The following is a 21,105-nucleotide window of genomic DNA, read 5'->3' as shown; positions in this document are numbered from 1 at the left end:
GTCGCGCCGGCTTCGGCGGTGCCGGTGAACGCGCGGGTGCCGGGCTGGTAGGTGTTCTCTGTGGCGAGGTCTTCGACCTGCAGCAGACGCGGCAGGTGCACCCGCTCGGAGACGGCGTCGAATCGCCGGCCCTCCATGCTGAGGTTGACGATGTCGAGCTGCTCGCCGGTCTCAGCGGCGGGGATCGTGTAACTCCAGCCCTCCATGCGCTCGATTCCCCTGACCACGCGGTCACCATCGAGGATCCAGAGCCCGGCAGAGTCCTCTCGCTCGCCGATGACCTGCACGCGGCCGTCCGGGTAGACCTTGACGTCACGGAGTGTGGGGGCGGCGATCGACGCGTCGGTGTCCACCTGCTCGAGGGGGGCCGCGGTGCGGAGGGACGGGGTGCCGTTGTCGGACAGGGCGACGACGTGGACGGTCGTCCCGAGGCGGTCCTGCGGGATGTTCGCGACGTAGCCGTTGGCGGTGAGCGCGGCGGTCACGATCTTCTCGCCGGCTTCGTCCTCGACGATGACCGAGTCCGTGGCGGCGTCGAACTGGCCGGTCAGGACGAAGGCGCCGTCCAGGCGACGCTCAGCGGTCTGGAGGGTGGGTGCGTCCGGGGCGTCGGCGTCGCCCGGGGTGAAGCGGATGTCGCGGAGCTGGTTGGTGCGGCCCTCGGGGGTCGTCTGGGTGAGCGTGATCTTGTGCTCGCGGTCGCTGAGCTCCGCGTCGGCGCTCCACGTCCCGGTGCCGGAACGGGTGGTGCTGACCTCGGTCGTGAACAGTTCGTCGCCGGACTCGCTGTCGGTCGCGACGACCGTGGCACCCGCGGTCGCGCTGCCCGCGAGCTGCGTCACGCCAGGATCGAAGTGGTTCTTCCGCTGGAGCCCGTCGACGGTGATCCCGCGGGGCATCGGGATGCGGTCGCTGCGGGTCCGGGTGCCGTCCTCAGCGGTCTTGATGCGGACCACCTCGAGGTTCTCGTCCTTCAGGGCGTCCGGGACCGTGATGAAGAACACACCGCCCGAGGGCCTCCGGTCCAGCACGCGGTCGCCCAGCATGAGCCAGATGTCGTGGCCGTTGGAGTACCCGGCGAGGACGCGGGATGCGTAGGGAGTGCTCCAGTCCTGGAGCACCTCGATCTCGTTGAGGGACGGGTCGATCGGGATGTCCACGAACTCGGGGTACTCGTTGGTCGACGCCTCGCCCGCGGGTGCGCTGGCGGTCGGTGACGGGCTCGCAGCTGCGGTCGCGGCGGTCGCGGCGACGGGCGTCAGCAGGCCGACGCCGAGGGATGCGGTGACGATGCCGCAGACGACTGCGGCGCTCCGGAACGGAGAGGGTGCCATGGAGGGCTCCTTTGATGGGGGATTCTGAGGATACTCATATGTCATATTTCCTGAGTGTGGACATCATGGGTGCGATGCCATGGACGGGGCACATCGACCGTCCGGGTACGCTGACGCGGTGCCAGACTTCGCCGACCTCTTCCGCCGCCGCGACGAATCCGCGCCGGACCTCATCGCGATCGACGGCACCGACCGGTTCCTCATCGACGAGGCACCGCACGTGCACGGGGACGCGCTCCGCCAGCCCGGTCAGGTCGCGGTCGTCGACGATCGCCTCGGGGTCCTGACGCTCGGACTCATCACGCAGTACGGCGCCTCGGACATCCGGGTCGTGCAGGACTCGCTCGTGGGGGAGCGCGCGCTCGAGGCCAACGCCGGCACGTTCGGGCTGCGCGGCTTCCACCACCCGGACTCGCTCGAGGACGCCTTCCGGAACGTCCGGCTCGTCGTGCTGCGGCTGTCGAAGTCCCACGACCGGCTCGACGAGATCGCCCGTGCGGTCGCGCGGTTCGCCGCTCCCGACGTCGTGCTGCTGTGCGGCGGCAACGTCAAGTACATGAACCTGTCGCAGAACGACGTCCTGCGCCGCTCGTTCGGCGAGGTCACGGCGTCGCGCGGGCGTGGGAAGTCGCGGCTGCTCATCGCACAGGACCCGCTGCGTGCGCAGGCGAACCGAGCTGCCGCGACCAATCCGTGGCCACGCTCGGTGCACGTCGACGACCTCGGCATGACGCTCGTCGCGCACGGTGGGGTGTTCGCGGGGACCTCGCTCGACCAGGGCACCCGGGTGTTGCTGGAGGCGATGGACGCTGCGGTGCCGACTGCCCGGACCGTCGTCGACCTCGGGTCCGGCAACGGCGTGATCGCCGCGGCGATCGCGCTGCGTCGACCGAACGTCAAGGTCGTCGCGACCGACGTGTCGCGGATCGCCGTGGCGTCGACGCGGGCGACGGCGGAGGCGAACGGTGTGGGCGACCGGGTGACGGCATTGCGCACCGACGCCGGCGACGAGCTCGCTGCCGGGTCTGCCCAGCTGGTGCTGTGCAACCCGCCGTTCCACGCGGACACCACGGTGACCACCGACGCGGCCGAGGCGATGTTCCGGAACGCGGCCACGATCCTCCAGGCCGGCGGTGAACTGTGGTGCGTCTGGAACGGCCACCTGCGCTACCGGCCGGTGCTGGAGCGTCTGGTTGGGCCGACGCGGCAGGTCCTGCGGACCCCGAAGTTCACGGTCACGGCCTCGGTGGCGGCTCCGCGCTGATCCACCCCATACCGGACGTGGAATATCGTCCGGATAATACTTGTGTGCCACTCGGTGGCACGTGCACAGTCGTCTCCTGCACCGTCAGAGAGGACTCCCATGCACACTCGTCCACCCCGTCCGCGGACGCCCCGCACGGCGTTGACCGCCGCGCTCGCGCCGATGGTCGCGCTCGGCGCACTCGTCGCCAGTGCGGGCATCGTCGGGTCTGCGCAACCTGCGCACGCCGTCGATCCGTTCCCCGTCCGTGACCCGTTCGTCGACCTGCCGGTCGGCACCACGATGCCGCCGGGCTGGGCGCGCATCGCGTCGAACGACCAGCAGGCAGCGATCGTCGAAAACGGGTCGGCCGGCAAGTGGCTCCGGATGACCGACAACGTCAAGTACATGGCCTCGGCGGTGTACAACGAGGTGCCGTACGACTCCAGCCACGGACTGACCGTCGAGTTCGACCAGCGGATGTGGAGCCCGGAGGACACCGGCTACGCGGACGGGATCGGGTTCTTCCTGCAGGACGCGTCCGTGCCGCTCGACGCGATCGGACCGGTGGGTGGTGGCCTCGGGTACTTCGACGGCCGGTCGGCGTGCTCGGCCGGACTCGACGGCGGCGTCGTCGGTGTCGGGTTCGACCGGTTCGGCAACTTCGCGCTGCCGGAGTTCATCCAGAACGCCGTCACCGTCCGCGGCGCCGAGGCTGAGTGCTACCCCGTGCTCGCGACGACGGGCAACCGCGGCGACGGCTTCCTCGAGGACCGCGGCGTCGATGCCGAGGAGGCGACCTACCGGCACGTCAAGGTCGACGTCGTCCCCCGGGACGCGGGCGGGATCACGGCGATCGTCACGATGTCGGACCCCACACCGGTCGGCTCGGAGCCGGTGGAACTGCACCACCTGATCTCCACCGACCTGCCGGCGACGGCGCTGCCCGACCGGATGCGGTTCGGGTTCAGTGCGTCGACGGGCGGGCGTGCCGAGTTCCACGAGATCCGCAACGTCCGGGCCACGCAGCCGACGGACGTCGTGACCACGGCGTCGGTCGACACCGAGGGGCCGGTGACCGCCGGCGACGACGTGTCGTTCCGCGTCCGGTCGGTCAACGACGGCCCGGCCACGATCGGCGGGCCCGTGGACGCCGTGGCGCGGACGACGGCGCTGACCGATGAGCTGCCGCTCGAGGACGTCACCTGGTCGTGCGAGGCCCGGGGCGGCGCGACGTGCGGTTCGGCGCAGGGCGAGGGCACCGTCGCGACCGACTGGACGGCGCCTCCCGGCGGGCAGATCGTGTTGTCGGCGCGGGGGACCGTGCCGGTGACGACGCGGACCGGGACCTACTCGACGCCTGCGGAGAGCGTCACCGACTTCACCGCCGGCCGCTTCGACGAGGGGCTGGCGGCCGTCGCGCGGGACGGCTCGGTGAGTGACGTCGACCTGACGAACAACACCGACACGATCGCGTTCGACGTGGTGCTGCCGGATGCCGTCGCCTCGGACGACACCGCGACCGGACAGCAGGGTGAACCCGTGGTCGTCGACGTCGTGGGGAACGACCCGCTCGACGGCAGTGGTGCGGACCTCGGGTCGCTCCGGCTCAGCGACGAGGGGCTCGAGGGCGCCGAGCTGTCCGACGACGGCAAGCAGCTGCGCGTGCCGGGTGAGGGCTCCTACGTCGTGGACGACGCCGGTCGCGTGACCTTCACGCCGGAGGACGGTTTCAGCGGGGTCGCGTCGCCGGTGCGGTACGAGATCACGTCGAACGCCGGTCAGGTCGCGTCCGCGACGATCCGGGTCGAGGTCGAACCCGGGGCGGAGCCGGAGCCGGAACCGACGCCGACGCCCACGCCCACGCCGACTCCGACTCCGTCGCCGGAGCCGACCGACCCGCCGGCACCGACGCCGTCCGACGGGCCGGGGACCACGCCGCCGGGTGCCGGGGGTGGGCCCGGGGGCGGACCCGGAACCGGAGGCGAGCCGGGCACTGGCGACGGTGGTGTCGGCGACCACGGGAACGGGGTCGGCCGAGCAGACGCCGTGACGGAGGCGGCGTCCGCGACGGGGCCCTCGCGTCTGGCCTGGACCGGGTCGGACGGCGTCCTGGTCGCGAGTCTCATCGGCGTCGGATTGGCGGCGACCGGTGCGGTGCTGCTCGTCCTCCGTCGGCGTCGCCTCGCCGCGGACACCGACAGCTGACGATGGGCCCGGGCCGCACGGTGCACGGCGAACGACGACGTGTGCCGTGCGGCTCAGGACTCCGTGCCGGACAACCGCGCGACGACGTCGACGATGTGCGCGTCGTAGTGGACGTTGAGCGCGTGCGCCGCGTCTGCGGCTCGGTCCGGGTCACCGCGGTCGATGGCGTCCTCCAACTGGGTGAGGACGTCCTCGATGTCCCACCTGCGGAAGGGCGGCGCTTCGTCGAACACGAACGCGAGCCGGCTCAGGGCGAACCGCAGACTGCCGGCGAGCCAGGGGTTCGGCGTGTGGTCCGCGAGGAGCCGTGAGAGCTCCACCACCGACATCGTGTAGCCGTAGTCACGGATGCGACCCTGGCGGCGGAGCTGGTCGATCACCCCGTGCAGTTCGGCCCGCCCGGCGTCGTCCAGGGTCGGCACGGACCACCGGGCGCAGGCCTCGACGAGCGTGGACGCGAGCTGCAGCGAATCGGTCCAGTGCTGCAGGTCCGGCCGGGTGATGCGGATGTCCTCCGGGGCGTCCGGCCGCGTCTCGACGAGCCCGAGCAGCTCGAGTCGCCGGACCATCGGCACGAGCCGCCGGACCGACTGTCGGAGTCGCGCGGCGATCGCACTCGCGCGGTACGTCCGGTCGCGCTCGAGCGTCCCGTCGCGCACCATCGCGAGCAGGTCCCACCAGAGGTCGTCCGGCGTCCAGACGGCCCAGCTCGGCGAGTCCGCCGGCGCGGAAGGCGCGGAAGGTGCGGAAGGTGCGGTCGACGCGGACGCTGACGATGCCGACGACGTGTCGTCGGGTGCTCCGCCGAACGCGGCGACCGCAGCGTCGACGTGCTCGCCCCACAGCCGTGCGAGCACGTGCGCGGCACGCTCGGCTGACCGCACGCCCGGGTACCGCACCGCCTGCTCGGCAGCTGCTGCCCAGGTGTCGACCTCGGTGGACCGGAACGGGATCGTCGGGGTCACGCCGAACCGGGCCCGCTCCACGGCTCGTGCAGTGAGTCGACCGAGGGACACGTTCGGGGTCCGGTCGATCCAGAAGGTGATCGACGCCCAGAACGCCTGATCGAGGTCGGGGGTGCGCAGGTGCGCGGAACGACGGAGCGCCTCGGCGACACGACCCTGCTCGACGAGGTCCGCTGCCGTGAGCACGGGCACGGCAGAGCGCATGACCCCTTCCACCAGCCCGACGAGCAGCCAGCCGTTGTCCACCCAGGCGGCAGGTGACAACGACCGGAAACGGACGGCGGCATGGTCGTCGAGGACCGCGATCCCGACGTCGGACAGTCGCTCGAGCACCGCGTGGAGGACCACCGGGTCGAGGCCGAACCGCCCGGAGAGCGCCAGCTCATCGTGGGTGACGTCCTGACCGAGGGAGCCGTCACGGACGGCGCCGAGGACGTCACGGTACGCCTGGTCGAGCTGCGGCGTCCATCCGCCGTCGAACCGAGCCACCGCAGTCATGAACACCCCTTCCCTGCAGCGTAGCCGCCGACACGACGGAGCCGCCGACACGACGGAGCCGCCGACACGACGGAGCCGCCCGGGTCTCCCCGGGCGGCTCCGTCGTGCGTTCCGGACGATCAGGCCGGGACGTAGTCGAACGTGTCCGGGTCCGGACCCGTGCGGTGGCCCTTGTCGAGCGTCGTGATGTCCGTCATGTCCTCGTCGGAGAGCTCGAAGTCGAAGATCGCGAAGTTCTCCTCGACGCGGGCACGCGTGACCGACTTCGGGAACACGATGTCGCCACGCTGGATGTGCCAGCGGAGGACGACCTGTGCCGGGCTCTTGCCCACGGCGCCGGCGATGCGGGTGATGGTCTCGTCGTCGAGCACGAGGCCCTGCGCGATCGGGGACCATGCCTCGGTCGCGATGCCGAGCTCGCTGTTGACGGCGCGGAGCTCGTCCTGGGCGAGGTACGGGTGCACCTCGATCTGGTTCACGGCCGGCGGGACGTCCGTCTCGGCACGCAGGCGGCGGAGGTGGTGCGCCTGGAAGTTGCTGACACCGATCGAGCGGGAGGTGCCGGCGGCGTAGAGCTCCTCGAGGGCCTTCCACGTCGGGACGAAGTCCGAGACGGTGGGCAGCGGCCAGTGGATGAGGAACAGGTCGGTGTAACCGCCGAGCAGGTCGGCCGACTTCTTGCCGTTCTCGGCAGCTGCCGAAGGGTCGTGGAAGCCGTTGTTGAGCTTCGAGGTGACGAAGATCTCTTCGCGCGGGATGCCGGACTCGGCGATCGCCTCACCGACCTCCTTCTCGTTGCCGTACATCTCGGCGGTGTCGATGTGGCGGTAGCCGACCTCGAGCGCCGTGAGCGTCGCTTCCTTGGTCGACGAGGGGTCGATCTGGAAGACGCCGAAGCCGAGCTGCGGGATGGTCTTGCCGTCGTTCAGGGTGATGTTCGGAACGGTCATGGTGCCATGCAACCAAACGACCCCCAGCAGCCATTCCGGCAACGCCCAGGATCAGCGACCCCGGGCGTGCCCCTCAGGACAGCGCGGCGGCGATGTACGCCTGCAGCGCCTGGCCGTAGGCGATCGCCGGGGTCTCCGACGCGAAGCTCCGGTCGGTGCCGCCGATCGTCGCCGTGACCGTGTACACGACCCGGCCGCTCACCGACACCCGTGTCAGCCCGATGAACGACGGCCCGAGCAGCTCGCGCAGCTGGTCCTCGCGCGGCAGCCAGAGCGACTCCGAGGCGGTCACGGAGTCGAGCGCCCACTCGGTGGTCCCGTTGAAGCCGAGGATCGTGCCGGTGGGGGAGTCGTGTCGTTCGACGGTCATCTCGGAGACCGTGTAGACGTCCTCGTCCACCTCGGGCTTGTCGATGACGAACCGGTCGCCCGTCTCGGGGTGCCAGCGCAGGCCGGCGTCGCGGAGGGTCCTGGCGAGTGCAACGGTGATCACGTCCCCAGCCTGCACGGAGGACCCCGCCCTGTCACCACATAGGTTGCTGATGGCTTCCCGTACTAGCATCGCCGAGCACCCCACGCGCGAGCGCCACCCGATCGCGCGCGCGACGTGACGACGCCCGGACAACCGGTGCCGCGCCTCCAGGTCGACCGACCGGCCACGGGGCGGGCCACCGGCCGGCGTCCCGACCGAGGCGACGGACACCCCGTCCGCCGAAGAGAAGGACCCGCATGACCCTCGAACGCGAGGAACTCCGCGACGGCTGGACCGTGACGATGGCCGGAGGAACCGGTGCGCCGGACGGCGTCGCGGGCCGCACCATCCCGGCGACGGTGCCGGGCCAGGTGCACACCGACCTGGAACGGGAGGGCCTGCTGCCGGACCCGACCTTCGACCGGAACGAGCAGGCCGCCAAGTGGGTCGGCCGGGCCGACTGGTCCTACCGCACCTCGGTCGACGTCGACCCCCGCGGCCACGAACGCGTGGACCTCGTCTGCGACGGCCTGGACACCGTCTCCGAGCTCAGCCTGGACGGCGTCGTCGTGGGCACGACGCGGAACATGCACCGGCGCTACCGCTTCGACGCGCGCGTGCAGTCCGGGTCCGGGGCGACGACGAAGGACCTCGAGATCCTGTTCGAGTCGCCGTACCGCGAGGCCGGCCGGGTCGCCGCGAAGGCCGGCAGCATGCCGGGACCGTACGACGAGCCGTTCCCGTACATCCGCAAGATGGCCTCGAACTTCGGCTGGGACTGGGGCCTCACCGCCGTCACGAGCGGTCCCTGGCGACCGGTCGCGATCGAGCGGTGGTCCACCGCACGGCTGCGCGAGGTCCGACCGCTCGTCGACGTCGAGGCCGGCGAAGGGGTGCTCGACGCACACATCACGGTCGAGCGCTCGGGCCTGAACGACCTGGACCAGGACGGCGAGGACGACGACCTGGTGCTCGTCGTGACCGTCAGCGGTCTCAAGGAGGACGGCACGCCCACGCGGCAGCGGTCGCGGGCGCAGCTGACGCCGAAGGACGACGAGACCGTCGTCACGGTGCGTGTGCCCGAGGCGCTGCGCTGGTGGCCCCGCGGCTACGGTGCGCAGGCGCAGTACGACGTGGTCGTGGAACTGCAGACGGTCGAGGGCGAGGTCCTGGACCGCGACACGTTCCGCACCGGCTTCCGGTCGACCCGGATCGACACGCAGGTCGACGACATGGGTCGGCCGTTCGGCATCCACGTCAACGGGACCCTGATCGACGTGCGTGGGGTGAACTGGATCCCGGACGACGTGATCGTCTCGCGCGTCGACCGCGCGCGCCTGCAGTCCCGTCTGACCGCGGCGGCGTCCCTCGGCACGAACCTCGTGCGCGTGTGGGGCGGCGGCGTGTACGAGTCGCGCGACTTCTACGAGGTCTGCGACGAACTCGGACTGCTCGTCTGGCAGGACTTCCCGTTCGCGTGCTCCGCCTACCCCGAGGTCGAGCCGATCCGCAGCGAGGTCATCGCCGAGGCGCGGGACAACGTCGCCCGGCTCGCGCGGCACCCCTCGCTGGTGCTGTGGAACGGCAACAACGAGAACATCTGGCTGCACGACGTGGACGGCTGGGCGGACTCCCTCGGCGACCGCGGCTGGGGCCTCGACTACTACCTCGACCTGCTGCCGACGATCGTCGACGCGGTCGACCCGTCGCGCTTCTACACGGTGGCGTCGCCGTGGTCGGGCTCCGAGTCGCTGCCCGCGAACGACGTCGACAACGAGACGCACCACTCGTGGGACGTCTGGAACCGCCTGCCCGACACCGCCTACCGCGGGTCGGTTCCCCGGTTCGTCTCCGAGTTCGGCTGGCAGGCGCCGCCCGCCTGGCGGACGCTGCGGGACGGTGTCGCGGACGAGGTGCTGCGCGTCGACTCGCCGGGGGTCGTGCACCACCAGAAGGCCGCGGACGGCATGGGCAAGCTGGCCCGCGGCATCGAGCCGCGGTTCGGCACGGTCGACCCGGCCGCCTTCGACCGGTGGCACTACCTGACACAGCTGCAGCAGGCGCGGGCCATCGCGACGGGCATCGAGCACTGGCGCACGCACTGGCCGCGGAACACCGGTGTGGTGATGTGGCAGCTCAACGACCTGTGGCCGGTGTCGTCGTGGTCGGCGATCGACTCGGCGGGGCGGCTGAAGCCGCTCGCGCACGAGCTACGCCGGCTGTACGACGACGTCCTCCTGACGATCCGCCCGGTGTCGCGGGTGGCGGTCGCGCCGTCCGCCGTGTCCGGACCGGCTGCGTCGCCGGCGTCGTCGCCCGCTTCGCCGGTCTCCGGGGCGGTCGCGCCCGCCTCGCCGGTCGCGTCCGGTGCGGAGCGGACGGGAGGCCCGGATCACCCGGGTGGATCGGCCGCCGTCGGCGAGACGGCTGATCCGGGCGACGCGGCGGACACCCTGTCCCTCGGCGTCTCGCCCGGCGCGTTCGGGTCCTCGCCCGTCGAGGTCGCCGTCCGGTCCACGCGGGGCGGCCACGACAGCGTGGTCCGGGTGCGACGGGTCACCACCGCCGGCACGATCCTGGCCGAGGCGTCACTCCCCGTCCGCCTGTCGTCCGCCGGGGTCGCCGTCGTCGCCCTGCCCGAGTCGGTGGGCGTGGTCGACGACCCCGCGAACGAGCTCATCGTGGCGGACATGGACTGGCGCCGAGCCGTCTGGACGCCCGGTCCCGACGTCGACGTGCGGTGGGAGCCGGCGCGGTACCGCACTGCGTTCACGCCCGTCGACGGCGGGCTCGACCTGACCGTCGAGGCCGAGTCGCTCGTGCGGGACCTGCTCGTCCAGCCGGACCGGGTGCGCGCCACCGGAGCGGTCGACCGCGGGTTCATGACCCTGCTGCCCGGGGAGCGGGTGACCTTCCGGATCACCGGTGTGACGGAGGCCGACATCCCGGCGCTCCGTGCGGAACCCGTCCTCTGGAGCCTCGACCGAGTACTCGCGTCCCACTGACGGCGATCCGCTGCGCACCGGCGGTGCGCTTCCCTGTGCGAACGGTGTCCGTTCCGGTGCCCGGCCTGGGCATCAGGGAGCGGGGGAGTTACGATGGGGAGCACACGGACTTCCGCCGCGTGGGTCGAAGATGACCTCCGGACGGCGACCAGTTCCAGATCAAGGAGTCATGATGCTCGGAAACCTCGGCGGCGTACACCTGCTGATCATCCTCGGGATCGTCATCCTGCTGTTCGGCGCGACGAAGCTCCCGGCGCTCGCCAAGGGCCTCGGGCAGTCGATCAACATCTTCAAGAAGGAGATGACCGACGACGAGAAGAAGGCGCAGGCGGGCGACACCACGGTGCAGAACACTGCGGCGACGAACACCACTGTGCCGACCGCTCCCGCCGAGCCCGCTGCCGGTCCGGTCCTGAACCCCGGCCCGAGCGCGCAGCCGAACACCGACTCCCGGCGCTGACGCCCCGGCGTCCACGACGCCCGAAGCTCAGGACACCCAGCCCCGTCCTGTCGGCAGCCCCCGCGACCACTCCGGTCGCGGGGGCTTCGTCGTGCACGGACCTCGTCGCCGACGGGTGGTCCTGACGGGGACTGCCCGGCCGGCGTCGGCGGGAGCAGGATGAGCACATGACCACTGCCGCACCTCGCGCGACCGCGCCGCTCCGGGACGACCGGCGCACCGTGCTGGTGGTGGCGATCCTGTCGTCGTTCGTCGTCGGGTTGGACTCCAGCGTGGTGAACGTGGCGCTCCCCGCGATCCGGCAGGAGCTCGGCGGCGGGCTCGTCGTGCAGCAGTGGACCGTCGACGCGTACCTGGTGACGCTCGGTTCGCTCATCCTCGTCGCCGGGTCGTTGTCGGACGTGTTCGGCCGGGTCCGGATCATCACGTGGGGGCTCGTCGTCTTCGGGATCGCCTCGGTCGCGTGCGCCATCGCCCCGACGGGGGAGTTCCTGATCGTCTCGCGGGCGGTCCAGGGCGTCGGCGGAGCCCTGGTGACCCCGAGTGCGCTCGCGCTCATCGTGGCGGCGTTCCGCGGGGCCGCGCAGTCGAAGGCGATCGGCACGTGGACCGCGTGGTCGAGCGCCGCGACGATCCTCGGGCCCGTGGTGGGCGGGCTGGTGGTCGACAGCATCGGCTGGCGGTGGATCTTCGTGCTCACCGCCGTCCCGATCGCGGTCACGATCCCGCTGGTGCTGCGGATCACCGGTGACGTGCACCCCGCCGTCCGACCGCGCATCGACGTGGTGGGCGCCGTGCTCGCGGTCGTCGGGGTCGGTGGCGCGGTGCTCGGGCTCATCGAGCAGGAGCGGCTCGGGTGGGGCGCGCCCGTCGTGGTCACGGCGCTGGTGCTCGGTGCCCTGGCGCTCGGGGCCTTCGTACCGTGGGAACTCCACGTGACCCGGACGACCGGTTCGCCGCTGGTGCCGCTCGCGCTGTTCCGTGCCCGCAACTTCGCGGTGGGCAACCTCGCCACCCTGTCGATCTACGGCGCCCTGAGCATGGTCTTCTTCGTGGTCACCCTGTTCCTCCAGGAGGTCTGGGGGTTCCCGGCCTGGCTCGCCGGCCTGGCGACGCTGCCGCCGACGGTGGTCCTGCTGCTGGTGTCCTCGGCGGTGGGCGGGCTGGCGGGGCGGTTCGGGCCGCGCTGGTTCATGGCCGCGGGGCCGGCGGTGGCCGCGGTCGGTGCGCTCCTGATGCTGCTGGTCGGTGCACGGCCGGACGGCTACTGGGTCGCCGTGTTCCCCGGGCTCGTGCTCATCGGCTTCGGGATCGCGCTCATGGTCACGCCACTGACCAGTGCCGTGCTCGGGTCGGTGCCGCAGTCCGAGGCCGGCGTCGGGTCGGCCGTGAACAACGCGATCGCGCGGATCGCCGGCCTGGTGATGGTGGCGCTCGCCGGTGTGGTGCTCGGCGGGGAGATGAGCGTCGCCGGCCTGCACCGGGCGGTCGTCGTGATGGCGGTGCTGCTCGTCGCCGGCGCGGTCGTCAGCGCCGTCGGGATCCGGAATGTCCCCGCGCCGGCGTAAGTTGAGCGGAGTAGACTCAAGTACAACACCACCGCAACGAAAGGACGGAACGCATGGCGAACCTCCAGGGTGCTCCTGACTCGCAAGAGCGACAGAAGACCGCCCTCGAGCAGTACGGCGTCGACCTGACGGCGATCGCTCGCAGCGGCAAGCTCGACCCGGTGATCGGACGCGACTCCGAGATCCGACGCGTCAGCCAGGTGCTCACCCGCCGCACCAAGAACAACCCCGTGCTCATCGGCGAGCCCGGCGTCGGCAAGACCGCCGTCGTCGAGGGGCTCGCGCAGCGCATCGTCGCCGGCGACGTCGCCGACTCGCTCAAGGACAAGCGGCTCGTCTCGCTCGACATCTCCTCGCTCATCGCCGGCGCGAAGTACCGCGGCGAGTTCGAGGAGCGCCTCAAGGCCGTGCTCAAGGAGATCAACGACTCCGACGGTCAGGTCATCACGTTCATCGACGAGCTGCACACGCTGATGGGGGCCGGTGGCGGCGAGGGGTCCGTCGCGGCCTCGAACATGCTCAAGCCGATGCTCGCGCGCGGCGAGCTGCGGCTCATCGGGGCGACGACGCTCGACGAGTACCGCGAGTACATCGAGAAGGACGCCGCCCTCGAGCGCCGCTTCCAGCAGGTCTACGTCGGCGAGCCCAGTGTCGAGGACGCCGTGGCGATCCTCCGCGGCCTCAAGGAGCGCTACGAGGCGCACCACAAGGTCACGATCAACGACTCCGCGCTCGTCGCCGCGGCCAGCCTGTCGAACCGGTACATCTCCGGCCGGCAGCTGCCCGACAAGGCGATCGACCTGATCGACGAAGCCGCCAGTCGGCTCCGCATGGAGATCGACTCCAGCCCGGTCGAGATCGACGAGCTGAAGCGGAACGTCGACCGGCTGCGCGTCGAGGAGTTCGCGCTCAAGCAGGAGAAGGACGACGCGTCGAAGGCGCGGCTCGAGACCCTGCGGAACGAACTGCACACGCGCGAGGAACGACTGGGTGAGCTCGAGCAGCGCTGGCAGGCCGAGCGTGCCAGCCTGAACCGGATCGGCGAGCTGAAGCAGCAGCTCGACGACCTCAACATGCGCAGCCAGCGTGCCCAGCGCGAAGCCGACTACGCAACGGTGTCGCGCCTGGAGTACGCCGAGAAGCCCCGGATCGAAGCGGAGCTCGCCGCCGCAGAGCAGGCCGAGTCCGCCGACCGCATGGTGAACGACAGCGTCACCGATGAGGACATCGCCGCAGTGATCGCCCAGTGGACGGGCATCCCGCTCGGCCGGCTGCTGCAGGGCGAGACGGAGAAGCTCCTGCACCTGGAGAACGAGCTCGGCCGCCGGATCATCGGGCAGCGCACCGCCGTGAACACCGTGTCCGAAGCCGTCCGCCGCACCCGCGCCGGCATCTCCGACCCGGACCGTCCGACCGGATCGTTCCTGTTCCTCGGGCCGACCGGCGTCGGCAAGACCGAGCTGGCGAAGGCGCTCGCGGAGTTCCTGTTCGACGACGAGAAGGCCCTCGTCCGCATCGACATGAGCGAGTACGGCGAGAAGCACTCGGTCTCGCGGCTCATCGGTGCCCCGCCCGGGTACGTCGGCTACGAGTCCGGTGGGCAGCTCACCGAGGCCGTCCGGCGTCGCCCGTACTCGGTGATCCTGCTCGACGAGATCGAGAAGGCCCACCCCGAGGTCTTCGACGTACTGCTCCAGGTGCTCGACGACGGTCGGCTCACCGACGGGCAGGGGCGCACGGTCGACTTCCGGAACACGATCCTCGTGCTCACGTCGAACCTCGGCTCCCAGTTCATGACCGACCTGACGCTCACGGACGACCAGCGCGAAGCGGCCGTGCGCGAGCTCGTGCAGCAGGCGTTCCGGCCGGAGTTCATCAACCGCCTCGACGACATCGTGGTGTTCCAGGCCCTGACGGCCGACGACCTCGGCCAGATCGTGTCGCTCTACGTCGATCGGCTCGCCCGCCGGCTGACCGATCGCCGGCTCGAGCTGGCGGTCACACCGGAGGCGCGCGGGTGGCTGGCGGAGCGCGGGTACGACCCGCTCTACGGCGCGCGGCCGCTCCGTCGCCTCATGCAGCGGCAGATCGATGACAAGCTGGCACGGGCGATCCTGTCCGGTGACGTCCGCGACGGCGACACCGTGCGGGTGGACGTCGCCGCAGACGGCGACGGCCTGACCGTCGAGCCCTTCGAACTGGCGGAGATCGTCGAGGAGTAGGCCACAAAGACCGACGGGAGGCCCGGCGCCGGTTCCTGGGACCGGTGGCGGGCCTCCCGTAATAGCGTCCAGGGCATGCCTGAGATCCGCGTGTTCCGTCGCCTCACCGACACCGTCGAGCACGCGAGCGTGCTCGACAAGGCCGTCGACGTCGACCGAGCGGTGGTGAACGCGCTCGCGAAGCCGAAGGCGCTGCGGCAACTGCTGCACGGGGTGCCGTTCGGCCATCCGCTGCACCCGCTCATGGTGCAGGTGCCGCTCGGGGCGTGGATCTCCGCCGCGGTGCTCGACGTGTTCGGCGGGAAGGGCAACGCGAAGGCCGCCAAGACGCTGGTCGGCGTGGGACTCGTGTCCTCCGGCAGCGCGAGCGTCGCCGGCTACGTCGACTGGTCCGAGCTGGACCGCGAACAGCTGCGCACCGGGTGGGTGCACCAGGCCGTGAACTGGGTCGGCATCTCGCTGTACGGCCTGTCGTGGTGGCAGCGGAAGCACGGCAACCACGGCGCCGGCAAGCTCCTCGGCTTCGCGGCGCTCACGGTCGTCGGGGTCGGTGGGTACCTCGGCGGGCACCTGGCCTACCGGCAGCGCGCCGGTGTGAGCGACCACGGCGAAGTGCCGTTCGACGCCTGATCCTCCCAGCCGATCCATGGGTACATCACGTGCAATATACGGATGCGCGTACTCGTGGTGGACGATGAATCGACCCTCGCCGACCTGATCGCCAAGGGGCTCGCACGCCAGGACATGGCCGTCGACGTCGTGTACCGCGGTGACGACGCCGACGAACTGCTGTCCGTCAACGACTACGACGTCGTCGTGCTGGACCGTGACGTCCCCGGGCTCCACGGCGACGAGGTCGCCCGGAGGCTCGCGGCCCGCGGCAGCCTCACCCGGATCCTGATGCTCACCGCAGCGACCGCCCTGGCCGACCGCGTGCACGGACTCGAGCTCGGCGCCGACGACTACCTGGCGAAGCCGTTCGAGTACCCGGAGCTCGTCGCCCGCGTCCGCGCACTCGGCCGGCGGAGCGTCGCCCCGGTCGCGCCCGTCCTCCAACGCGCCGGACTCGTCGTCGACACGAACCGACGGATGGCGACACGCGACGGACGACCGCTCGACCTGACGTCGAAGGAGCTCGGCGTCCTCGAGGAACTCCTGCGCGCCGACGGCCGCATCGTCTCGACCGAGGAACTGCTCGAGAAGGTCTGGGACATGAACATCGACCCGTTCACCGCAGCCGTCCGGGTGACGATGTCGAAGCTCCGCAAGAAGCTCGGCGACCCGGACCCGATCCGGACGGTGCCCGGACGGGGCTACTCCCTGTGAGGCGGGTCCGGCGGACCTGGAGCATCCGCGCCCGCACCGCGGTGACGTTCGCGCTCGCAGCGATGGCGCTCGCGACCGGTGTCGTCGTGTTCTCGAACGTGATGTCCCTCGCCGGGGTCGGCGCCGGACTCGACACCACGTCGGCGCGGACCGCCAGGCCCGTGCAGGGGTTCGCGACCGCATCGCCGGCACCGCTGGAGCCGGGCGGCACCGGCGGGCGCGATCCGTCGGCTATCACGGTGATCCAGCTCGTCGCCGTGCAGCAGTGGCAGTGGTCCGCCGTCGGCATCGCGGGTGCGGGGGTCCTGGCCGGAGGTGTCGGGTGGCTGGTCAGTCAGTGGATGCTCCGCCCGATCGACCGGATCACCGCGACGGCGAACCGGATCACGGCGTCGAACCTGCACGAGCGGATCGAACTCGGCGGCCCGGACGACGAGCTGCGGCGCCTGTCCCGCACCGTCGACGGCCTGCTCGACCGGCTCGAGACGGCGTTCGAGAGTCAACGCCGGTTCGTGGCGCAGGCGTCGCACGAACTCCGGACGCCGCTCGCCGTCCAACGGGCCGCGGTGCAGATCGGACTGCACGACGACGCCGACCGCGACGACGTGCGGGCCACCCGCGAGCAGCTCCTCGAGCAGAACCGCCGGACGGAGCACCTGGTCGAGTCCCTGCTCGTGCTCGCCGAGGCCGATCGCGGACTGGCGGGCGCGACCAGCGCCGTCCGTCTCGACGAGGTGACCGACGAGGTCGTCGCAGGAGCGGCCCCGGACGCGACCGAGGCCGGGGTGACCCTGACCCACGAGCGCCGCACCGGGCCTCCCGGCCTGGTCGTCGACGGTGAGCCGACGCTGCTCCGCCAGCTGCTCGTGAACCTGGTCGGCAACGCCGTCGAGTACAACGAACCCGGTGGGTTCGTCCGCGTGACGACCACGAGCGACGGGTTCGTCGTCGAGAACGCCGGGCCGCCGGTGCCCCAGGACGAGGCCCCGCGCCTGGTGGAGCCGTTCCGCCGGTGCCCCTCGAGCCCGTCCGCCGACCGGCACAGCGGCCTGGGACTGTCGATCGTCGCGTCGATCGTGCAGGCGCACGGCTGGCGGATGACGATCGATGCGCGCCTGACCGGCGGCCTCGCCGTGCGCGTCGACGTTTCGTCGGTGTAACCCGGCGGGTACGCGGCGCGAAACAGCCGATCGGGTGTGCTGGGACCATGAACGCAACGACCACGACCACCACCACCACCCGTCGGACCCGCTCCCTGTTCGCCGCCGCCGCGGCCCTGGTGCTGCTGCCGGGTCTGCTCGCCTCGTGCTCGGCGGCCGCTCCGGACTCCGGGTCCACGAAGTCCTCCGGGACCGCGGCGAAGGGCGCGACGCTCGCCGAGTGCATGCGCGGCAAGGGCTACGACATGCCGGACCCGTCCTCCGGGGGGACGACGCTCCAGCTGAGCGCACCCGACGGCGTCGACGAGGACCAGTACCAGGCCGACCTGCAGTCCTGCCTCGGCGACTCCGCCGCAGCCGGCGACGCCCAGATGGCCAAGCCGATGCCGGGTTCGGCGGACCGGCAGCGGAAGGCCGCCGAGTGCATCCGCGATCGCGGCTTCGAGGACTACCCCGACGACGAGGAAGCGAAGGCGGGCTACCAGCCCGACGACCAGGCCGCGTTCGACGAGGTGGCTCGCGCCTGCTCCGACGAGGCCTTCGCCGGGCTCGGCGGGGACGACGCCGAGGTCGGCGACGGAGCCACGTCGTGAGGCGACCGATCGGACGCCGCACGACGATCACGGCAGTGTGCCTCGCGGCCGGTCTCGCCGTCGGGACCGGAACCTGGGCCGTCCTGGGGCTGCAGGCCGAGGAGCCGGCCGCCGCGTCGGCCAGCGAGCAGCCGGACCGCGCCACGGCGATCGTGACGAAGGGGGACCTGACCGACTCGAAGGTGTTCGCCGGAACGCTGGGCTACGGGTCCGCGACCGGTGTGCCGGCGGCCGCGGGCGGCACCATCACCTGGCTGCCGGAGCCGGGCGACGTCGTCCACCGCGACGAGTACCTGTACGCCGTCGACGAGCGCGGCGTGCGCTCGATGTACGGCACGGTGCCGCTGTGGCGCGACCTGTCGCGGGGGCGCACGGGCACCGACGTGCGGCAGCTCAACGAGAACCTGGCCGCGCTCGGGTACGACGTGTCGGTCGACGACGTCTTCGGCCCGCGGACCGAGCGCGCGGTGCGGCAGTGGCAGCAGGACCGAGGGCACCGCGTGACCGGGGTGCTGACGGCGGACGACATCGCGTTCGTGGACGGGGCGGTGCGCGTCGCGTCGGTGGACGGCGAGCTCGGACAGCCCACCGGAGCCGGCGCGGGCGGAGCCGGGGACGGCGGGGTCGGAGCCGCTGGCGACGTCCTGCAGGTCACGAGCACCGAGCGCGTCGTCACGGCGACGGTCTCGCAGCGCGATGCCGAACGGCTGGCCGTCGGCACGGAGGTGGACGTCCGGATCAACGGCGCCGGCGACCCGCTGCGTGGCGAAGTCGCGGACGTGCAGCCGAGCACGAGCGAGGACGGCGGCAACAAGGTCGACGTCTCCGTGTCGTTCGACCCGGGTGACCGGAAGCTGCCCGCCGCCGCCTCCGCACAGGTGGACGCGAAGGGCGCCACCGAGCGGGGTGTCCTGTCCGTGCCGGTCGCGGCGCTCGCCGCGGGCTCGGGCGGGGAGTACGCCGTCGACGTGGTGCGTCGCGACGGGACGACGAAGCGGGTGGCGGTCGTGCCGGGGTTCACGGCGGACGGTCGCGTGGCCGTCACTGGCGACGTCGCGGAGGGGGACCGCGTGGTGGTGCCCGGATGAGCGTCGCAGCCACCGGGGCGGCCGCCGCGGTCCTGTCGCTCCGCGACGTGGTGAAGACCTACGGTGACGTCGGCGCGCTCCGCGGCGTCTCGCTCGAGGTCGCCGCGGGGGAGCTCGTCGCCGTCGTCGGCCCGTCGGGATCGGGCAAGTCGACGATGCTGAACATCGTCGGGACGCTCGACCGGCCGGCCTCGGGCACCGTGACGATCGCCGGCAACGACGTCGCCTCGATGTCCGACGACGCGCTCTCGCGACTCCGTGCCGACCACATCGGCTTCGTGTTCCAGCACTTCCACCTGCAGGCCGGAGCGACGGCCGCCGAGAACGTCGCCGATGGCGTGCTCTACGCCGGCGTCCCCCGGCGGGAGCGCCACCGGCGGGCCGTCGAGGCGCTCGGACGCGTCGGCCTCGGGCACCGCGTCGACCACCGGCCGCACGAGCTGTCCGGTGGCGAGAAGCAGCGCGTCGCGATCGCGCGGGCGATCGTCGGCGAACCGACGATCCTGTTGGCGGACGAGCCGACCGGCGCGCTCGACACGGCGTCGGGCGCGGCGATCCTGACGGTGCTGCGGGAGCTGAACGCAGCCGGGACGACGATCCTCGTCATCACGCACGACCTGGAGCTCGCCGCGTCGCTGCCCCGGCGGATCCGGATGCGCGACGGCCTCGTCTCGCACGACGACCGGGCGGGCACACGATGAGCGCCCGCGGAACCGTCGGCCCCGCGGACCTGCTCCGGCTCGGCGTGTTCGGCCTGCGCACCCGGCCGGGTCGCGTGGTGCTGTCCGCCCTCGGGATCGCCATCGGCATCGCGGCGATGATCGCGGTCGTCGGGATCTCGTCGTCGAGCAAGGCGATGGTCGACCGGGTGCTCGACGCGCTCGGCACGAACGTCCTCACGGCCACGCCGGCGCAGGGCTTCGGTGAGCAGCAGCCGCTGCCGCCCACGGCACTCGACTCGGTGCTGCGCCAGGATGACGTGGAGTCCGCGGCCGCCGTCGGCACGGTACCGGCCACCGGCGTCTACCGGAACGCCCTGATCCCCGCTCCGCAGACGAAGGGCATCGGGGTGCTCGCGGCGTGGGGCGACGTGCCGGGGGTCCTCGGCGCGGAGCTCGCGTCGGGCCGCTGGATCGACGACGGTCCGGGTGCTCCGCCGCAGGTGGTGCTCGGGGCCGACGCCGCTGCCGCGCTCGGCATCGACACGGTGCGCGCCGACACGCGTGTCTGGACGGGCGGGCAGTGGGTGCAGGTCGTGGGCATCCTGCAGCCCGTCCAGCTCGCGGAGGACCTCGACAACCAGGTGTTCGTCCCGCGGTCCCTCGCCGCGCAGCTCGGGTTCGACGGAGCGCCGACCGCGGTGTACACGCGGGTCGACCCGGCGCGGGTCGAGCAGGCTCGCGATGTCCTCGCCGGTGCGGTCCGCCCCGGAGCACCGCAGGACGTCGGCGTGACCCGGCCGTCCGACGCGCTCGCCGCGAAGAACGCCACCGACGACTCGTTCACCGGGTTGCTCGTCGGCATCGGCGGTGTGGCCCTGCTCGTCGGTGGCATCGGCGTCGCGAACACGATGGTGATCACGGTGCTGGAACGTCGTGCCGAGGTGGGCGTGCGTCGTGCCCTCGGCGCACGTCGGCGGAACATCCGTGACCAGTTCCTGGTCGAGTCGCTGCTGCTGTCGTTCCTGGGCGGCGTCGCCGGTGTGGTGATCGGCGTCGGGGTCACGGTCGCCTTCGCCGTGGGGCAGGGGTGGCCGGTGGCGATCCCGCTCTGGGCCGTCGGTGGCGGGCTCGGCGCGACGGTCGTGATCGGTGGGGTGTCCGGGTTGTACCCGGCGGCGCGCGCAGCGCGTATCCCACCGACGTCCGCCCTGGCGGCCGTCTGACGGACGTGGTGGTGATCCGGGAGGCCCGGGGGGGGGGGGGGGGGCCCCCCCCCCGCCCCCCCGCGGGGGGGGGGGCCCCCCCCGCCGCCCGCCGCGCCGCGCGGGGGGGGGGTGCCCGGGGGGTGGAG

Annotated in this window: 17 protein-coding genes; 13 read left to right on the top strand and 4 right to left on the bottom strand. The window is 71.9% G+C overall.

The window, feature by feature from the left end:
• The coding region (locus ACVKXF_RS18050) for a hypothetical protein (protein ID WP_456796564.1) at positions 1-1,334 on the bottom strand (1,334 nt) is incomplete at its 3' end.
• A gap of 118 nt (positions 1,335-1,452) precedes the next feature.
• Between ACVKXF_RS18050 and ACVKXF_RS18045 the strand changes: the two genes are divergently transcribed.
• Both ACVKXF_RS18045 and ACVKXF_RS18040 read left to right on the top strand, forming a co-directional pair.
• Positions 1,453-2,598 (top strand): class I SAM-dependent methyltransferase, encoded by a 1,146-nt coding sequence (locus ACVKXF_RS18045; protein ID WP_456796563.1) that lies wholly within the window; start codon positions 1,453-1,455, stop codon positions 2,596-2,598.
• A gap of 99 nt (positions 2,599-2,697) precedes the next feature.
• Positions 2,698-4,785, top strand: a complete 2,088-nt coding sequence (locus ACVKXF_RS18040) for an Ig-like domain-containing protein (protein ID WP_456796562.1) — start codon at positions 2,698-2,700, stop codon at positions 4,783-4,785.
• A gap of 53 nt (positions 4,786-4,838) precedes the next feature.
• On the opposite strand, the gene ACVKXF_RS18035 is transcribed toward ACVKXF_RS18040, so the two are convergent.
• The 3 genes from ACVKXF_RS18035 to ACVKXF_RS18025 all read right to left on the bottom strand — a co-directional run bounded on the left by ACVKXF_RS18035 (position 4,839) and on the right by ACVKXF_RS18025 (position 7,691).
• On the bottom strand, positions 4,839-6,248 hold the full coding sequence (locus ACVKXF_RS18035) for an FCD domain-containing protein (RefSeq protein WP_456796561.1): 1,410 nt from the start codon (positions 6,246-6,248) through the stop codon (positions 4,839-4,841).
• A 119-nt stretch (positions 6,249-6,367) separates the two neighbouring features.
• Complete coding sequence (locus tag ACVKXF_RS18030) at positions 6,368-7,198, bottom strand: aldo/keto reductase (protein ID WP_456796560.1); 831 nt, start codon at positions 7,196-7,198, stop codon at positions 6,368-6,370.
• Between the two features lie 73 nt (positions 7,199-7,271).
• Positions 7,272-7,691 carry a pilus assembly protein CpaE gene (locus ACVKXF_RS18025; protein WP_123310481.1) on the bottom strand — a complete coding sequence of 140 codons (420 nt, stop codon included), beginning with the start codon at positions 7,689-7,691 and terminating at the stop codon, positions 7,272-7,274.
• Between the two features lie 236 nt (positions 7,692-7,927).
• Between ACVKXF_RS18025 and ACVKXF_RS18020 the strand changes: the two genes are divergently transcribed.
• From ACVKXF_RS18020 to ACVKXF_RS17970, 11 genes are all read left to right on the top strand, one after another.
• Entirely contained in the window at positions 7,928-10,675 is a 2,748-nt protein-coding gene (locus ACVKXF_RS18020) for a glycoside hydrolase family 2 protein (RefSeq protein ID WP_456796559.1), read from the top strand.
• 169 nt (positions 10,676-10,844) lie between these two features.
• Positions 10,845-11,135, top strand: a complete 291-nt coding sequence (gene tatA / locus ACVKXF_RS18015) for a twin-arginine translocase TatA/TatE family subunit (RefSeq protein ID WP_396290058.1) — start codon at positions 10,845-10,847, stop codon at positions 11,133-11,135.
• Between the two features lie 167 nt (positions 11,136-11,302).
• Positions 11,303-12,703, top strand: a complete 1,401-nt coding sequence (locus ACVKXF_RS18010; RefSeq protein ID WP_456796558.1) for an MFS transporter — start codon at positions 11,303-11,305, stop codon at positions 12,701-12,703.
• 53 nt (positions 12,704-12,756) lie between these two features.
• Positions 12,757-14,925 (top strand): ATP-dependent Clp protease ATP-binding subunit, encoded by a 2,169-nt coding sequence (locus tag ACVKXF_RS18005; RefSeq protein ID WP_123310475.1) that lies wholly within the window; start codon positions 12,757-12,759, stop codon positions 14,923-14,925.
• 75 nt (positions 14,926-15,000) lie between these two features.
• Positions 15,001-15,555: a DUF2231 domain-containing protein gene (locus ACVKXF_RS18000; protein WP_340195707.1), complete on the top strand. Its 555-nt coding sequence runs from the start codon at positions 15,001-15,003 to the stop codon at positions 15,553-15,555.
• 42 nt (positions 15,556-15,597) lie between these two features.
• Positions 15,598-16,251, top strand: coding sequence for a response regulator transcription factor (locus tag ACVKXF_RS17995; RefSeq protein WP_456796557.1), 654 nt, complete (start codon positions 15,598-15,600; stop codon positions 16,249-16,251).
• Entirely contained in the window at positions 16,248-17,411 is a 1,164-nt protein-coding gene (locus ACVKXF_RS17990) for a sensor histidine kinase (RefSeq protein WP_456796556.1), read from the top strand. The genes ACVKXF_RS17995 and ACVKXF_RS17990 overlap by 4 nt, the downstream gene beginning before the upstream one ends.
• Before the next feature lie 47 nt (positions 17,412-17,458).
• Positions 17,459-18,004: a hypothetical protein gene (locus ACVKXF_RS17985; protein ID WP_456796555.1), complete on the top strand. Its 546-nt coding sequence runs from the start codon at positions 17,459-17,461 to the stop codon at positions 18,002-18,004.
• Positions 18,001-19,092: a peptidoglycan-binding protein gene (locus ACVKXF_RS17980; protein WP_456796554.1), complete on the top strand. Its 1,092-nt coding sequence runs from the start codon at positions 18,001-18,003 to the stop codon at positions 19,090-19,092. Before ACVKXF_RS17985 ends, ACVKXF_RS17980 begins: the two co-directional genes overlap by 4 nt.
• Positions 19,089-19,793: an ABC transporter ATP-binding protein gene (locus tag ACVKXF_RS17975; RefSeq protein ID WP_456796553.1), complete on the top strand. Its 705-nt coding sequence runs from the start codon at positions 19,089-19,091 to the stop codon at positions 19,791-19,793. Before ACVKXF_RS17980 ends, ACVKXF_RS17975 begins: the two co-directional genes overlap by 4 nt.
• Positions 19,790-20,977 carry an ABC transporter permease gene (locus ACVKXF_RS17970; RefSeq protein WP_456796552.1) on the top strand — a complete coding sequence of 396 codons (1,188 nt, stop codon included), beginning with the start codon at positions 19,790-19,792 and terminating at the stop codon, positions 20,975-20,977. Before ACVKXF_RS17975 ends, ACVKXF_RS17970 begins: the two co-directional genes overlap by 4 nt.
• Positions 20,978-21,105 lie beyond the last annotated feature (128 nt).

This window comes from Curtobacterium sp. PvP017 (assembly GCF_054060195.1).
This window is presented reverse-complemented; position numbering and strand designations above follow the sequence as displayed.

Coding starts and splice junctions, on each gene's coding strand:
- ACVKXF_RS18040 (WP_456796562.1), top strand. CDS start 2,698: ATGCACACTCGTCCACCCCGTCCGCGGACGCCCCGCACGGCGTTGACC.
- ACVKXF_RS18035 (WP_456796561.1), bottom strand. CDS start 6,248: ATGACTGCGGTGGCTCGGTTCGACGGCGGATGGACGCCGCAGCTCGAC.
- ACVKXF_RS18030 (WP_456796560.1), bottom strand. CDS start 7,198: ATGACCGTTCCGAACATCACCCTGAACGACGGCAAGACCATCCCGCAG.
- ACVKXF_RS18020 (WP_456796559.1), top strand. CDS start 7,928: ATGACCCTCGAACGCGAGGAACTCCGCGACGGCTGGACCGTGACGATG.
- tatA (WP_396290058.1), top strand. CDS start 10,845: ATGATGCTCGGAAACCTCGGCGGCGTACACCTGCTGATCATCCTCGGG.
- ACVKXF_RS18010 (WP_456796558.1), top strand. CDS start 11,303: ATGACCACTGCCGCACCTCGCGCGACCGCGCCGCTCCGGGACGACCGG.
- ACVKXF_RS18005 (WP_123310475.1), top strand. CDS start 12,757: ATGGCGAACCTCCAGGGTGCTCCTGACTCGCAAGAGCGACAGAAGACC.
- ACVKXF_RS18000 (WP_340195707.1), top strand. CDS start 15,001: ATGCCTGAGATCCGCGTGTTCCGTCGCCTCACCGACACCGTCGAGCAC.
- ACVKXF_RS17995 (WP_456796557.1), top strand. CDS start 15,598: ATGCGCGTACTCGTGGTGGACGATGAATCGACCCTCGCCGACCTGATC.
- ACVKXF_RS17985 (WP_456796555.1), top strand. CDS start 17,459: ATGAACGCAACGACCACGACCACCACCACCACCCGTCGGACCCGCTCC.
- ACVKXF_RS17975 (WP_456796553.1), top strand. CDS start 19,089: ATGAGCGTCGCAGCCACCGGGGCGGCCGCCGCGGTCCTGTCGCTCCGC.
- ACVKXF_RS17970 (WP_456796552.1), top strand. CDS start 19,790: ATGAGCGCCCGCGGAACCGTCGGCCCCGCGGACCTGCTCCGGCTCGGC.